General features: G+C 51.6%; 8 protein-coding genes. 7 read left to right on the top strand and 1 reads right to left on the bottom strand.

Going from position 1 to position 15032, the window contains the following annotated elements:
• Positions 1–15 precede the first annotated feature (15 nt).
• Entirely contained in the window at positions 16–6033 is a 6018-nt protein-coding gene (locus tag K7G70_RS12910; protein ID WP_223789070.1) for an autotransporter domain-containing protein, read from the top strand.
• Between the two features lie 11 nt (positions 6034–6044).
• Complete coding sequence (locus tag K7G70_RS12905) at positions 6045–8018, top strand: caspase family protein (RefSeq protein ID WP_223789069.1); 1974 nt, start codon at positions 6045–6047, stop codon at positions 8016–8018.
• A gap of 67 nt (positions 8019–8085) precedes the next feature.
• On the opposite strand, the gene K7G70_RS12900 is transcribed toward K7G70_RS12905, so the two are convergent.
• Positions 8086–9267: a serine/threonine protein kinase gene (locus K7G70_RS12900; RefSeq protein WP_223789068.1), complete on the bottom strand. Its 1182-nt coding sequence runs from the start codon at positions 9265–9267 to the stop codon at positions 8086–8088.
• An 82-nt stretch (positions 9268–9349) separates the two neighbouring features.
• Here K7G70_RS12900 and K7G70_RS12895 point away from each other — a divergent pair, with 82 nt between their 5' ends.
• The 5 genes from K7G70_RS12895 (at position 9350) to K7G70_RS12875 (ending at position 14949) form a co-directional block, all read left to right on the top strand.
• A complete protein-coding gene (locus K7G70_RS12895) occupies positions 9350–10804 on the top strand; it encodes a WS/DGAT/MGAT family O-acyltransferase (protein ID WP_223789067.1) in 1455 nt (484 codons plus the stop codon).
• Positions 10805–11142: 338 nt separating this feature from the next.
• Positions 11143–11730 carry a hypothetical protein gene (locus tag K7G70_RS12890; RefSeq protein WP_223789066.1) on the top strand — a complete coding sequence of 196 codons (588 nt, stop codon included), beginning with the start codon at positions 11143–11145 and terminating at the stop codon, positions 11728–11730.
• A gap of 25 nt (positions 11731–11755) precedes the next feature.
• A complete protein-coding gene (locus K7G70_RS12885; protein WP_223789065.1) occupies positions 11756–12346 on the top strand; it encodes a hypothetical protein in 591 nt (196 codons plus the stop codon).
• A gap of 151 nt (positions 12347–12497) precedes the next feature.
• Positions 12498–13076 carry a LemA family protein gene (locus tag K7G70_RS12880; protein ID WP_223789064.1) on the top strand — a complete coding sequence of 193 codons (579 nt, stop codon included), beginning with the start codon at positions 12498–12500 and terminating at the stop codon, positions 13074–13076.
• 7 nt (positions 13077–13083) lie between these two features.
• Entirely contained in the window at positions 13084–14949 is a 1866-nt protein-coding gene (locus K7G70_RS12875) for a DUF2207 domain-containing protein (protein ID WP_223789063.1), read from the top strand.
• Positions 14950–15032: the final 83 nt, after the last annotated feature.

Raw genomic sequence — 15032 nt, 5'->3', positions numbered from 1 at the left:
AAAGAGAGAAGGGAAATGAAAAAATACTATCAGCGCGGCCTGGCGCTCGTGTTTGTCTTATTCAGTGCTGCGGTGTGGGCACAACCTGATTTGAATGTGAATACGGGGTCACCGTATCAATTTCCAGGTGATGGACAGGTCCATTTCGTTGAATTTTTCGTCAACAACGACGGTGATTTGATTGCGGGCGATGGCATCACCATTGACATTTTCTTGCAAGATCAACTGTTGCAGTTTGAAGGGACTGTCTTGGGCGATCCCTTATGGGATTGTGCCGCCATCATATCCGACGGTAGTTGCACCTTTCAGGGTGCTTTGAATGCCTTTGGTGGCTCAACCACCTTGGAAGTGGGTATCATCACCCAACCAGGAGACATCACCTTTACGCCGGCTTTGTCAGCCACGGTCACCGATGTCGGTGGGGTTGAGGTCAATCTCAGTGACAACGATGCCTTTGTCGACATTCAATATTCATCAGGTGGGGTGGATTTGGGTCTGGTCAAAACCTTGTCTGCGTCTTCACCCAACAATGTTCAGCCTGGGGAAGCCATCAGTTTTGACATCACCGTCAGCAATCCTGCAGGGCCCGATGCCAACAATGTGGTGGTGATCGATGATTTCCTGATCAACGATTTGATTTTTGATGCCAACAGTTCCAGCCCAGAATGCAATGACACCGGTTCGGTGATCCAATGTTCTTTGTTGGACTTGCCCACAGGGGACGACTTTGTCTTCACCTTGGTTGGCATCGTCGACATCAATGCCCAGCCTGGGCCCAAAACCAACGTTGCCGATGTGTCGGCGACTGAAACCGATCCCTTCCCCAGTAACAATTCAGACAGTCAGGCATTCACTGTCAGTATAGGTGGCACCCCTGAAATCGAGGTGTTCAAATCGGTGGTCGGGGGCATCACCCAAGCTGCACCTGGGTCCAGCTTGGATTATGAAATTCAAGTGAGGAACACCGGTGTGGGTGACGCCCTCAATGTGGATTTGCAAGACACCCTTCCAGCGGGTGTCCAATACCAAAGTCATGTGGAACTGGGACCCAATTTTGCCTGTACTTTCACGGCGCCAACTTTGAACTGCTTGGCGCCCACCTTGCCGAACACCGCTGCGGTGGACGGCGTGAGAATCACGGTGCAGGTGACTGGTAACGACGGTGACACCATCATCAACACCGCGTCTTCCACATTTTTCGACAGCAATTCGGCCGATAATGTGGACTCGGCACAGTTTGATGTGGTGGCGCCCACCGCTGACTTGGACATCGGCATCGTGCCGGATCAGCCGGTTTATACCGTGGGCGATTTGGTCACTTTGGATGTGACCTTGCACAACCCCTTTGCCTCCAGTGCCGCACCCACCGACGCGGTGGTCACAGTCTCACTGCCGTCGCAGTTGGTCTTCAATTCGGCGCAAGTGACCAATGCCACCGGCTGGTTGTGTACCCACGATGGTTCGACTGTGGGTGGCGATGTCACCTGTGACAGCCAAGGCAACCCGGTGCCGATTGGGACCAACACCTTCATCCAGGTTCTGGCCCTGGCCGACTCGGATGCCACCGGCACCGGTGCCACCGCCACGGTCACCAGTGGCTTGGACCCGAATCCCAGCAACGACACCGACTTTGGGCCCTTTGTGGTGAATCCGGGTGATGCTGATTTGGCCTTGTTTTTCACCTCAACTTCAGGTGTTTACACCCAAGGAGATCCCATCAGTTACGAATTCTTGGTTGAAAACCCCATGGGATCTTCAGCCAACCCAACCGATGTGGTGGTTGACGTGACCTTGCCGCCTGAGGTGAGGTTCTCCAACACCGACTTGGTCGCTGCCCCAGGCTGGTCCTGTAACCACGACGGTTCCACCAATGGTGGCACCGTGCTGTGTGACCGCGGTGGCTCACCTTTCATCAGTTTCACCACCCACAATTTCAGGATCAACGTGGTGGCAGTGACCCCCGGAACGGGTGTTTTGGTCAATGCCAATGTCGCCAGTACAGCGGATTCCAATTTATTGAACAACAACGACAACCAAACCGATGACATCAACGCAGGCGCCAGTGATTTCAGCATCACCAAGAACGTCAGTGGCACCAACTTTGCCATCAATGACCCCTTCACCTACGTGTTGACCATTGACAACCCAGTGGGCTCCACCGCCAGTCCAGTGGATGTGGTGGTCAGCGACACCTTACCCAATGAAGTCAGTTTCACCGGTACCATCATTGGCACCGCTTTGGGCACGCCATTCAGTTGTGTCCACGACGGTGCCACCAACGGTGGGGTATTGACTTGTGACACGGGTGGGGCGCCGTTTGCCATTGGAGAAACGGTCACTGTTGACATCAACGTCACCGCCGCTGTCGCCAGCAACAACGTCAACAACTCGGCCACAGTGGCCACTGCCGTTGACCCAGATGGCACCACTGGCAACAACCTGGGTTCCGCACCCACGGTGGTGATTGCTGGCGGGGGAGCCACCACCCTGGTGGCGACCAAATCGGCTTCAGTGGCTGGGGTGCCCATCACCGAGTTGAATTATGGCCAGACATTTGAGTATGTCTTGGAGGTCCAAAACACCGGACCGGTGGATGCCTTGAACGTCAATGTGACCGACCTGATTCCTGCAGATGTGACCTTGAACAACACCCAGTCTGTTGGTTGGGCTTGTAACCCAGGTCCCGATATTGACTGTACTTTGACCGCGCCATTGGCCTCTGGCAGCACCGCGCAGATTGTGCTGGACGTGACCGCCACCAACAACACAGCGGTCACCAGCGTCACCAATCAAATGAGTGCGATTGGGACCAACACCGGAGCCGCCGTGGACGACACCCTGGTGTTGAATTTTGTCACGGCCACAGCCAGCTTGAATCTGGCCCAAAATCCATCGCCGGTGGACCCCGGAGCCGCGGTTGACTTCGCGGTTCAGGTGGTCAACACCGGTACCGGTGATTTGACTGGGGTGCAAATTGACAACCTGCTGCCATTGGGCTTTGTTTATGTGGGTTTCACCGCAGATCCAGGTGTCAGCTGTGCCGAAAACGCTGGCATGGTCAATTGCATCTACACGCCAACGCTGACCGCCGGTGGCACCATCAACCTGTCGATCCAAACCACAGCCATCGCCTCCCCAGTGGCAGGGCAAAGCTACACGTTGGACACCACCTTGGATGCCAATGAATTGGTGGCTGCGGTGAATGCCAGCTTGACCGTGGTGTTCAGCCTCAGTGACGTGTTTGTGAACCTGTTCTCTTCGGTGCCGCAAGTGGCCTTGGGCACGCCGTTCACCCAAACCATCAGCATCAGCAACACCGGTGTGTTCCCCTTGGTGAACATCAGCAGTTTTTACAATGTGCCGAGCAACATCACGGTGCTGGGAGCCAGCAGCAGTGATTTCACATGTGTGCCAAGCAGTGGCGTGTTGACCTGCACCAACTCGGCACCGATGCTGCCCAATGGCAATGCCATCATCGAAGTTGATTTGCTCATCAACAGCGGCAGCGGGGTGTTCAGCAACAACGTCACAGTGAACGCCGATGGGTTGATCAGAACCGCCAACGACAGCGTTAATATTGTGGGCAATGCGCGCCATGATGTGGCTTTGTTCAAGACGGCACCGGTGTCAGAAGTGGGTACCAATTCGCCATTGAGCTATGTGTTGGAGGTGTTGAACGTCGGCAGCGAGACCCAAACCGCCTTCGCCGTGTCTGATGCCTTGCCAGCTGGCATGGTGTTGCAAGATTTTGTTGGCGCCGAATGGTCTTGTGAAGGCAGCACCGTGGTCAACTGCGCGTTCAACGGCACCTTGCCTTCTGGGCAAAGCAGTCAGTTGCAACTGAATGTGATCAGCCCCGAAACACCCGGTTCTGTGACCAACACCGCCAGTGTGTCATTGGCCGGTGATGAAAACCCAGACAACGACACCTCCGCAGTGGCGGTCAATGTCAGCCAAGGCGGCGGCGGTGGCGTGACCCGAGCCGACCTGGCCGTGACCATCGCGCCGAGTGCTTCGACTGTACTCAATACCGACACCATTGCGTGGGAAATCGAAGTGGCCAACATGGGCCCTGACACCGCCACCAATGTGCAATTGACCAATCCATTGCCAATGGGTTTTGTGGCCGATTCGGTGCAAGTGGGTTCCGGGGTGAACTGTACACTTTTGTCCATGTCATTGACTTGCGACATCTTGTCATTGCCCAACAACCAGGTGCAATTGATCGTGCTGGAGGGCAGTTTTGCTGCAGGCTTCAGTGGCGTCATCATCAACGACGTCGAAGTCATGTCTGATGCCATTGACAGCAACCCCAGCAACAACCAAAGCACCACCCAAGTCACCGTCAATGCGGTGGAAGATTTGGATGCCGATCTGTCGCTGTCGTTGAACGTGGATCAACAAGACATCCAGCAAGGCGACACCTTTGAACTGTCATTCCTGGCCAGCAACCAAGGACCTGATTTGGCAGTCAATGCGCGTTTGAATGCGAGCTTGACCGGTCTGATCCAAAACGTACAAGTGCTGAACGCCGGTGGCTGGGCCTGTCAGGTGAACAACACCAGCTTGTCCTGTGCCTATCCGGGGAATTTCATGGTGGGTACCGCTTCACAGATCGATTTGCGGGTGGTGACCCAACAAGTGGTGCAAACTTCCCAGCCGATCGTGTTCAACGCCAGCATCGAATCCGATTCCATGGACAGTCAGCCGGGCAACAACCTGGCCAGTTTCAGCAACGAAGTGCGCCGCACGCCGACTGAAGAGGAAATCTTTGCCTTGTTCGATGAAGCCGTTGGTTCCGGGGCCAGTGACACCGTGATGCAAACCATCCGCAATGTGTCCAGTTACTGTGCGCGCAGTTATTTCATGGCCATTGAAGGTTTGTGTGAAGAATTGATCGCCGGAGCCCGTCCGGACAACCGGGGCGACATCATCAACCTGATGGAAGAAATCACCCCCAACGAGGTCACGGCCCAGTCCACGTCTGCGGCTGAAATCATCACTTCACAATTCCGCAATGTCGATTCGCGATTGGCGCAATTGCGTGGCGGAGGCGGGGCCGGTTTCAGTGTCAACGGCTTGACCGCTCGTTACGGCAATGAATCCATCCCCTTGGGCATGCTGGCTTACTTGAATGACGACGAGGAAGCCGCTGCCACCAGTAACATCAATGACTTTGTTTCGCCGTGGGGCATGTTCGTGAACGGCACCATCTCCATGGGCGAGCGGGATGCCACGGGTCGCGAACTGGGCTTTGATTTTGACACCTATGGCTTGACCGCCGGGGTGGACTATCGCTTCAGTCCCACCAAAGTGGCTGGTGTGGCCTTGGGTTATGCCAATTTTGATTCTGAAATCGAAGGGGAAGCGGAGGTCAAATCCACCGGCCTGACCCTGACTGGCTATGGTTCATTCTACATCAAAGACAATTTCTATGTGGATGGCCGCATCAGTTACGGCAACCCTGACTTCGAGCAAAAACGCCGCATCAACTTCAACTTGGACAACATCGCGGTTGACCGGGTGGCCACCGGTAAGACCGATTCCAACCAGTATTCGGTGGCCATGAGTATGGGCTATCACTTCAATAAGAATTCTTGGAACATCACCCCCAATGCCTCGGTCAGGTACGTCAAAACGTCCATCGATGGCTTCCAGGAAACCGGCGCTGGCGGCTTCAATTTTGCCTTTGCCGACCAAGAAGTGAAAAGCATGGTGTGGTCAGTGGGCACCAGCGTGTCCAAAGCCATCAGTTTGAAAAACGGGGTGTTGTCACCGCAATTTGACATCAACATCAGTCGCGAAACTGAGAACGATGGCGGTTTCATTGAGGCCCGCTTCATTGATGCCCCGGATGATGAAATCTTCTTCATCGCCACCGATGAACCAGACCGCACCTTCGGCTCAGCCGGCTTGGGTTTGGTGTTCATTGGTGCCAACGGCAAGCAAGCGTATATCAACTACCGCAGCATCTTTGGGTTGGAAGGATTTACACGAGGCACCATCAACATCGGTGCCAGATTTGAGTTTTAACAGGTGAAATCATGAAAAACGTTATCTTTAAATACATCGGCGTCTACCTGGCCATGACATCAATGGTGGTGACCGATGTCAGCGCCAAGCGGTCGAAAAAGGTCACAGAGGTGAAACAAGGTCAGATCACGCCAGACCAACTGTACATTGTGGATTGTCTGTTGCCGCCACAAATTCGGCAGTTGGGGCAAAACTTCACTTACATTCCACCGCGCAAACCAGCCAAATTAACGGCCAAGGAATGCGCTTTGCGTGGCGGTGAATACGTGGCTTATGACGAGTCCAATTTTGCCACCGTGGCCAAGGTGTGGAAGCAACAAGCCGATGGCGGTGATGCCACCGCGCAAAATTACATGGGTGAATTGTTCGAGCGTGGCATCAACGGCACGCCCGATTATCAGTCAGCCGCAGCCTGGTATCAAAAGGCCGCCGATCAAGGTTTGTCGGCCGCGCAGTTGAACCTGGGTAACTTGTATGAAAAAGGCTTGGGTGTGCCTCAGGATGCGGTCAAAGCCATCAACCTATACCGCCAAGCAGCTGGCGTCACAGAGGCCAAGTTGGAATTGGTGACTGAGCAAGATTTGCGGGATCGTCGGGAAAAAGAACACCAACGCATCCAATTGGAACGTCAAGTCTTTACCTTGAAAAACGAGTTGTCAGCGGTCAATGAAAATTACCAAAAAACCCAGGACTACATCCAATCAGCCAACACCGAGCTGCAACGCTTGCAAGCCGAATTGCGTGAGAAGAATGATGATCCTAGGGTCAAGCAGCAAATTGCTGAATTGGAACAACAGGTCAAAGACCTGACATCTAAAAATGCAGAAAGCCGCGAATTGGCTTCCACCTTGGTGCGCAAGATTGCTGCTGAAAATGGTCAAGAGTTGGCCATGAACACCGATCAATTTGGCATCAATGTGATCACGCCGGACATCTTGTTAACCCGGGGCATTCGCAGCATCCCAATCGCCAACAACCAAGCCAAGTCGATGTCCATCATGGGCAGTGTCAATCCGCCTGAAGAAGTGGCTGGCTTGACTTTGAACAATGAAAACATCACCGATAAACTGACCGACACCGGCATCTTCAGTGTGGATGTGCCATTGATTGAGAACGATGACACGCCGGTGAGCATTGAAGCAGTGAAGAATGACGGTTCCAAATCGGTGGAACGCTTTGTGGTGGTGCGACAACTGCTGGAACAAATCAAACCACGCTACTTGTCCGACATTTTTACCAAACGTTTCAAACAAGATTTGGGTACTTACCACGCGTTGGTGATTGGCAACAACAATTACAACGACCTGGAAGACTTGGGCACCGCCATCAATGATGCCCAACAAGTCGGCAAGGTGTTGTCAGAAAACTACGGCTACCAAACCCAGATTCTGGAAAACGCGACGCATTTAGAGATCGTTCAGGCCTTGGCCGATTACCAGGAAAAACTGGGTAAGTTGGATAATCTGGTGGTTTATTATGCCGGTCACGGTTTGATTGATGAGCGGCAAGACGGTTATTGGATCCCCACCGATGCCAAATTGGATGACAAAAAAACCTGGATCCCCAACAACGTGATCAGTGAGTTCATGTCCAGCATGAATGCCAAGCACGTGATGGTGATCGCCGATTCTTGTTATTCTGGCACCATGTCAGGCTCAGCCATTAGGCCCTTCCCAGAAGATGTGGCGGAAAATGACATCCTTTTCACTTCCCGGGTCAAGGCCCGCACGGTGTTGACCTCTGGTGGCTTACAGCCGGTGCTGGACAGTGGCGGTGACGGTCATTCCATCTTTGCCTCGGCCTTGTTGGACGTGTTGAAAGAAAACGACGGGGTGATGGAAGGGTATCGCTTGTACAAAGCACTGGACCAACAGGTCCGATTGCGCTCCAAGTTGACGGGCATCCAACAAAGCCCTGAATACACCGCAGTGCGCCATGCCGGCCATGAAGGCAGTGAATTTTACTTCTTGCCAGCCAGCATCTGACCAGCTTATTCTGGTCAAAAAAAAGCAGCCAACTGGCTGCTTTTTTTGTGCCCAAATCACGGCGTGATCACGGTTCGCAGGCGGCCATGATTTGATCCAATTTGGCTTTGTTGATGGTTTTCATGCGGTTGCCGGCTTCCTCATTGTTGCAATCGTAGTCAACCAGCACCGATTCATACAATTGCTCAGCCATGGCCACATTGCCCAATCTGAATTGGGATTCGGCGGCCAATAATTTGTCCGACATTTCTATCTGCTGTTCGGTGGTCAAATCGGTTTGGTTGATTTCGATCGCTGCTTGTTGATTCATGAACCACACCCCAACCAACACCGCCACCACCACAATCACACCGGTGATGATGAAGGGCAGGGGGCTGGACTTTTTCTTCGCCGCCAGATCCGGCAGTGGGGCGAAGGAATGGGTGGTGTCGGTGATCGGTTTTAACCGCCGCAAATACTTTTTCAGCTGCGCCACCAGCTGTGTGGCCGTTTGGAAGCGGTCATCCGGATTTTTCGCCAACAACTTATTCAGCAAGGTTTGGTACTTGGCTTTTTCTTCGGGCAGATCGGGTACCGGCTCGTGCACATGGGCATAGCTGATGGCAAAGGTGTCACTGCCTTCAAACACTTTCTTGCCAATCAGCATCTCGTACAACACCACCCCCAACGCATAGAGGTCAGAGCGTTCGTCGATTTCTTTGCCCAAAGCCCGTTCAGGGCTCATGTAGTGGGGGGTGCCAACCACCGCGCCGACGCGGGTGAATTCACTGACGGTGTTCTGTGCTTTGGCGATGCCAAAGTCCACCAACACCGCCTGGCCATCCTCATGGAACAGAATGTTTTCTGGCTTGATATCGCGGTGTAGGGTACCGCGTTTGTGGGCATGTTCCAGGGCTTTGGCCATGTCCACCATGATGTTGAAAGCCTCCAATTCGGTGATGCCTTCTTCAATCTTTTTCTTCAAATCCCCACCGCTGAGGATTTCCATGGCCAAATAATAATTTTGTTCAATCACCCCACAAGAGAACACCGTGACGATGTTGGGGTGCGAAAATTGGGCCACCGTGTCACCTTCTTTTTGCAGGTCTTCCAGGATTTTGGGGTCGTTGCCTTGGGGGGTAACGATCTTGATGGCCACCGGTCTTTTCGGCTCCAACTGTTCCCCGATGAACACCCGCGCCATGCCACCACGGCCGATTTCTTTGCCCAGTATGAAGTTCGGGATTTCAATGTCGAAGGATTCTTCCATTAGCAACAGAGGGCTGTATACTTATTCATGCTTTCTATTATAATGAAGGCAGGACAAATATAAACCAAAAAAATTTCAGCCCATGTTCCAGTACATCGATGACAAGAAAGAACCCATGCGCAAGGTGGATACGGCCTGGTTGCGGATGGAATCTCCGCATAATTTGATGATGATCACCGGGTTGATGTTTCTGGATCAAATGCCTGATTTGGCCCAATTCACCGAGGCCTTGGAAAAAAAGTTTTTGAAATACCGCCGCTTTCGGCAATTGGCCCACCAAAATGCCAGTGGCTCTTACTGGCAGGATGACCAATACTTTGACATGGCCGCACACGTCAGGCGGGTGGCTTTGCCTGGTAAAGCCGATTACCGTGAGTTGCAAGACTATGTCAGCAACCTGGCCTCCACACCGCTGGACAAACACAAGCCCCTGTGGTCTTTCCACATCGTTGAAAACTATGAAAAGGGGCCGGTGGTCGTGTCCCGCATTCACCATTGTTACGCCGATGGCATCGCCTTGATTCAGGTGCTGTTGTCAATGACCAGCACCAGCCGAGAAAAGAGTTTGGATTTCGATGTCGACGAAACGGTCAAAGAACAACACCAAAAGTTGGGTTTGTTGAAACAAGTGATCAACCCCGCCAAAAAACAATGGGTCCATTCACTGAAAATGATGAATGACATGACTGAACTGGGTAAGAAAATCTTGCAAGACCCCAGTTTGATCGAGAAGGGCGTGGGTGACTCCATTGACATGGCCGAGGAATTGTTCAATGCATTGACCTTAAGTGATGATCCACAAACGGTCTATAAAACCCAGCTGTGTACCCGCAAACGGGTGGCCTGGGCCCAGTCCATTCCCTTGGATGAAGTCAAAGCCATTGCCAAAGCCACCGGTACCACGGTGAATGATGTGTTGATTTCCAATTTGGCTGGCGCTTTGCGTGAATACATGCTGGAAAGCGGTGATGACCCCAATGCCAAAGTCATTCGGGCCACCGTACCAGTCAATTTACGGCCCTTAAAGCACGCCAAAGAGCTGGGTAACCACTTCGGCCTGGTGTTTCTGAACCTGCCGATTTTTGAAGACAACCCGCTGAAACGCCTGTCGTATGTTCATCATGAGATGAATGAATTGAAAAAATCGAAGCAAGCCTTGGTTTCATTGGGCTTGCTCAGCATGATTGGCTTGGCGCCGCAAGCAGTGCAAAACAAACTGCTGAATTTGTTTTCTAAAAAGGCCACCGCCGTACTGACCAATGTGCCAGGTCCTTCGGTGCCCTTGTACATCGCCGGTTGCAAGGTGGAGAAAACCATGTTCTGGGTACCACAAAACGGTACCATTGGTATGGGCATCAGCATCCTGTCATACAACGGCCAAGTGGAATTTGGCTTGATCGTGGACAAGAAGTCTGTCCCCCAACCGCACCATGTCATTGTGCGTTTTCCTGAACAGTTTGCCAAGTTGCGTGAACTGATGATGTTGCATCCCTGGGACGGGGAAGTGCACGAAGACCTGTTCGAATCTTTCATATAATCAAGCCGCATTTCGTCATCATGGGCATGTGATGTGTCTGTGGTGTTTCCTATGACCATGTCCATGGTGATGCCCTTGGCCATTGCCTGTCTATTGGCTGAACCCATAAACCATTGTGTGCTTGGACCAATCAATGATAAAGCCCCGAATACTTGTCAGAATTTATCGACAAATGGTCAGAAAAATGCGATAAGAATTTCAGAAAACACAGATTGAAAGGCGTTTTTTCACCAAAAAAATACCAAAAACGTGATGAATGTCCCAAATTAATTTTACATATCTGTTAGCTCCTCAGTACAATGGAATCACCATTAATTAACTACAAACGGGGTAAAAAAATGAAAATTAAATCTAAATTAACGGCATTAGCCATTCTGTCTATGGGTGCACAATCAGCCTTCGCCGATGGTGGCAGTGAGTTGGGTATGGAGCAATACCAACCGAAAGCGTACTATGAGGAGCTGACGCCCATTGAAGAAGCCATCTTGGCCGGTGACAGTGTCAAAGCCGGTGGTTCTTATTTTGTGTTCTTGGCCGCTTCCAGCGCCACACCTTATGAATCAGGTTACACCACCAATTATGCCGGCGGCGGTTGTATGAATGCCGTGGGCAACGGTGGCACTGCCTGGTTGGACCAAAACTTGAATCTGCCTTCAGGCCACAGCATCGGTTTGATGCGGTTTTACTATGTCGATTCAACAGCCAGCGATACCACTCAAGCGATTCTTTTTCAGATGAATGGTGACGGTACATTCACAAGCATCGATTCTGTTGTATCGAGTACCGATACTGGAGCCGGTTCTGACTTCACCACCTTCACCCATGTGGTCGACAACACCGCTGGCGCTTTGATCGTGCGTTTTGAGGGTGTTGATGACAATCTGATTGAGGCTTGTGGTGTGCGCTTCGTTGTTAACCCCAACTGATTTGGGCTGAATAAGGAGAAATACCATGAAAAAACATTATATATTTGGTTTCTTATTGACGACCACAGGATCGTTGGCCTTGGCTGAGGACAACGGTGGTGAGCCTGATCTGACAAACGAAGTGATGACAGATTCGGTGTTGGGAGGTTTTCCCACAACCGGAGGCATCCAATTCTTGAGCTATGGTGCATCTTCCATGCAGACCATCAGAAATGGAACCACGACGTTTGATTATGCCGGTGGTGGTTGCATCAGCAACACGACGGCAACCACTTTGTTCATTGATGAAAACATCACCATTCCAGATGGCTCCATCCTGGTTTCGGTGGGTGGTTTTTATAACAACAGTGGAAATGATGCTGGTGACGTTGAAATTTACAATTTTGATGGTTTGGGTGCCTTTGCAACCAACGCCTTCGTCAGTACCCCAGCAGCCGGGGGCGGTAGCGCATCTGCAGGAGCCTATTTGTGGGACACCACCACCGCTGGTGAGTCTTATGTGGTTCGTTGGAATGTTGAAGCCACCCCTTCGGGCAATCCTTGCATGATCAGGGTCGGCTACATCCCACCTGAGTATGCGGCTGAAACGGTATTTGCACACAAGTTCGAATACTGAGCAACCATAAAACGAGGTAAAAAGAGGGCCGGTCATATGATCGGCTCTTTTTTTGCCCGGTCTTTAAGTCTTTGTCGTGCATCACTTTAGGCACTACTCAAAAGTGGCCATGAATGGTTATAATGATTGGGAGTCAAATTGAGGAGGCATTATGCGAGGAGCCAATTTTTTGTTTTTTCTGGTGTTGCTGATTGGGGCAGCGGTGTTTTGGGGGGTCTCCCTCTACAACCGCTTGGTGAAAAAACGCAACCATGTGGAAGATGGTTGGAGTGGCATCGATGTGCAGCTTAAGCGCCGTTATGATTTGATTCCCAACATCGTCAATGTGGTCAAACAATATGCCCAGCACGAACAATCCACCCTGGAACAAGTGATCAACCTGCGCAATGCCGCCCGCGGTGGAAATCAGCCCGGTGCAGCCACCCCGGGTCAAAAAAGTCTAGATGAACAAAAGCTGTCACAGGCCTTGGCCGGTTTGATGGTGCAAGTCGAAGCCTATCCAGATTTGAAAGCCAACACCAATTTCATCGAACTGCAGCAACAACTGCAAAAAATCGAGGAAGAAATTCAATACGCCAGGCGCTATTACAACGGGGCCGTCAGGGAATACAACACCGCAGTGCAATCGTTCCCATCCAATTTGATCGCCAACCGTTACGACTTTCGTGAAGCGGAGTTTTTTGAACTGGAAAACCCCAAACATGCGGAAAACCCAGAAATTAAATTCTGAGCCATCCATGAGAGGATGGTGGATGTTGTGGTTGTGCCTATTGGCCTGGCCAGTTGGGGCTGTCGAACACATCAAACATTTTCACAGTGACATCACGGTCCAAGCCAATGGGAATGTTTTGGTCACCGAAACCATCCGAATACAGGTCGAACACGACCAAATCAAGCGGGGGATTTATCGGGATTTTCCGACCATTTACAACACCGCCTTGCTGACCAAATCAACGGTTGATTTTGCCGTCACAGAAGTCTTGCGCAATGGGCAAACCGAACCACATCACCTGGAAGATTTGAGCAACGGCGTCAGGATTTACATCGGTGAGCGCAATCGGTATGTGGATCGGGGCGAACAAACCTATGTCATTCGCTACCGCACCAACCGGCAAATCGCCTTTTTGGATGAACATGATCGCTTTGCTTGGAATGTGACCGGTAATGATTGGCGCTTTGCCATGAACCAGGTCACCGCCACCGTGCGGTTGCCTGATGGTGTATCCATGTCGATGGTCAAACACGGTGTGTGGACCGGTTTTGCCGGCGAGACCGGCGCCGATTTTGATTCCGAAATCAATGGCAACACCTTGCAGATCACCAGCACCAAGCCTTTGGAGCCCTATCAAGGTTTGACCTTCAGTCTGGAAATTCCCAAGGGACACTTGGTCGATAACAGCCATTGGCTGTTGGATTTTTTCAGTGACAATTTGATGTGGGTGTTGATGGTGTTGACCTTGGTGGCCTTGCTGATGTTTTATGTGCAAGCCTGGCACCAAGTGGGCAGGGATCCTGAACCGGGGGTGATCATGCCCTTGTTTTATCCCCCCAAAGGGGTTTCACCGGCCGCCATGCGTTACATTTTGGAAGAAAAAACCAACCACAAAAATTTCACCGCGGCTTTGATCAATTTGGCAGTGAAAGGCTACCTCACCATCAAAAAATTCAAAGCGGGTTATCAAATCAACAAAATCACCAGCAGTGACAACCAATTACCGCCCCAATCTTCAGGTGAAAAAATCATCATGAAACGCTTGTTGGGCAGCCGCAACAGCCTGTATATCGACAAGAAATATGACAGCAGGGTCAAAACGGCCATCAAACAAGTCAGCAAAAAGCTGATCAGTGAATACAAGGAGAAGTGCTTCAAAGACAACAAGATGCTCGGTTTTTATGGCATCGGCATCAGTGTGCTGGTGTTGGTTTTCTTCATGTTGCACATGAACTTACTCAGCGGACCGCACTTGGCCCGCAGCTGGGCACCTCTGATATTCACTTTGTTTGTCATGGGCACCATCTTCCGGGCCACTCGCGGTTGGTTGGACAGCATTGCGGTGCTGTTTCATGGCATCATGATGGTGGTGGGATTTGGCATTTCGGTGGGCGGTTTCCCCATCGAATTCATCATCATGAGTGTGTTTTTGGTGGCACTCAATGGTTTGTTCATATACCTGCTGAAATCACCCACCCCATTTGGCCGTGAATTGATGGATCAAATTGAAGGCTTTAAACTGTATTTATCCACCGCCGAACAGCACCGCTTGGACATCATGCACCCACCTGAAATGAGTTCAGAGTTGTTTGAAAAATACCTGCCCTATGCCATTGCCTTGGGGGTGGAAAATCAATGGTCTGACCGTTTTGCCAATCACCTGCGAGCATCCGGCACCGATCCGTCACAACACAGCTACCGGCCAGATTGGTATTCAGGCGGTCAATTCAATTTGTCGGGCTCGGCAGGGGGCATCGGTGAAATGAGCCGTGGCATGGCAGCCACTGTATCGGCCGCCGCAGTGCCGCCGTCATCATCCAGCGGTGGTTTTTCATCGGGCGGCGGTTTTTCCGGCGGTGGCGGTGGCGGTGGCGGCGGCGGTGGTTGGTAAGTCGGCTACTTTGATGTCATTGCTGAGTTTTTTGCGTGGCATTGAATGATTCAATTCAGCGGCTCAATTCAGCTACAATGATG

The sequence above is a fragment of the Marinicella meishanensis genome (assembly GCF_019931145.1).
Taxonomy (GTDB): Bacteria; Pseudomonadota; Gammaproteobacteria; order Xanthomonadales; family Marinicellaceae; genus Marinicella; species Marinicella meishanensis.
This window is presented reverse-complemented; position numbering and strand designations above follow the sequence as displayed.

Bases quoted from the DNA above. Each gene is read 5' to 3' on its own strand.
- K7G70_RS12910 (WP_223789070.1), top strand. From the start codon at position 16: ATGAAAAAATACTATCAGCGCGGCCTGGCGCTCGTGTTTGTCTTATTC.
- K7G70_RS12905 (WP_223789069.1), top strand. From the start codon at position 6,045: ATGAAAAACGTTATCTTTAAATACATCGGCGTCTACCTGGCCATGACA.
- K7G70_RS12900 (WP_223789068.1), bottom strand. From the start codon at position 9,267: ATGGAAGAATCCTTCGACATTGAAATCCCGAACTTCATACTGGGCAAA.
- K7G70_RS12895 (WP_223789067.1), top strand. From the start codon at position 9,350: ATGTTCCAGTACATCGATGACAAGAAAGAACCCATGCGCAAGGTGGAT.
- K7G70_RS12890 (WP_223789066.1), top strand. From the start codon at position 11,143: ATGAAAATTAAATCTAAATTAACGGCATTAGCCATTCTGTCTATGGGT.
- K7G70_RS12885 (WP_223789065.1), top strand. From the start codon at position 11,756: ATGAAAAAACATTATATATTTGGTTTCTTATTGACGACCACAGGATCG.
- K7G70_RS12880 (WP_223789064.1), top strand. From the start codon at position 12,498: ATGCGAGGAGCCAATTTTTTGTTTTTTCTGGTGTTGCTGATTGGGGCA.
- K7G70_RS12875 (WP_223789063.1), top strand. From the start codon at position 13,084: ATGAGAGGATGGTGGATGTTGTGGTTGTGCCTATTGGCCTGGCCAGTT.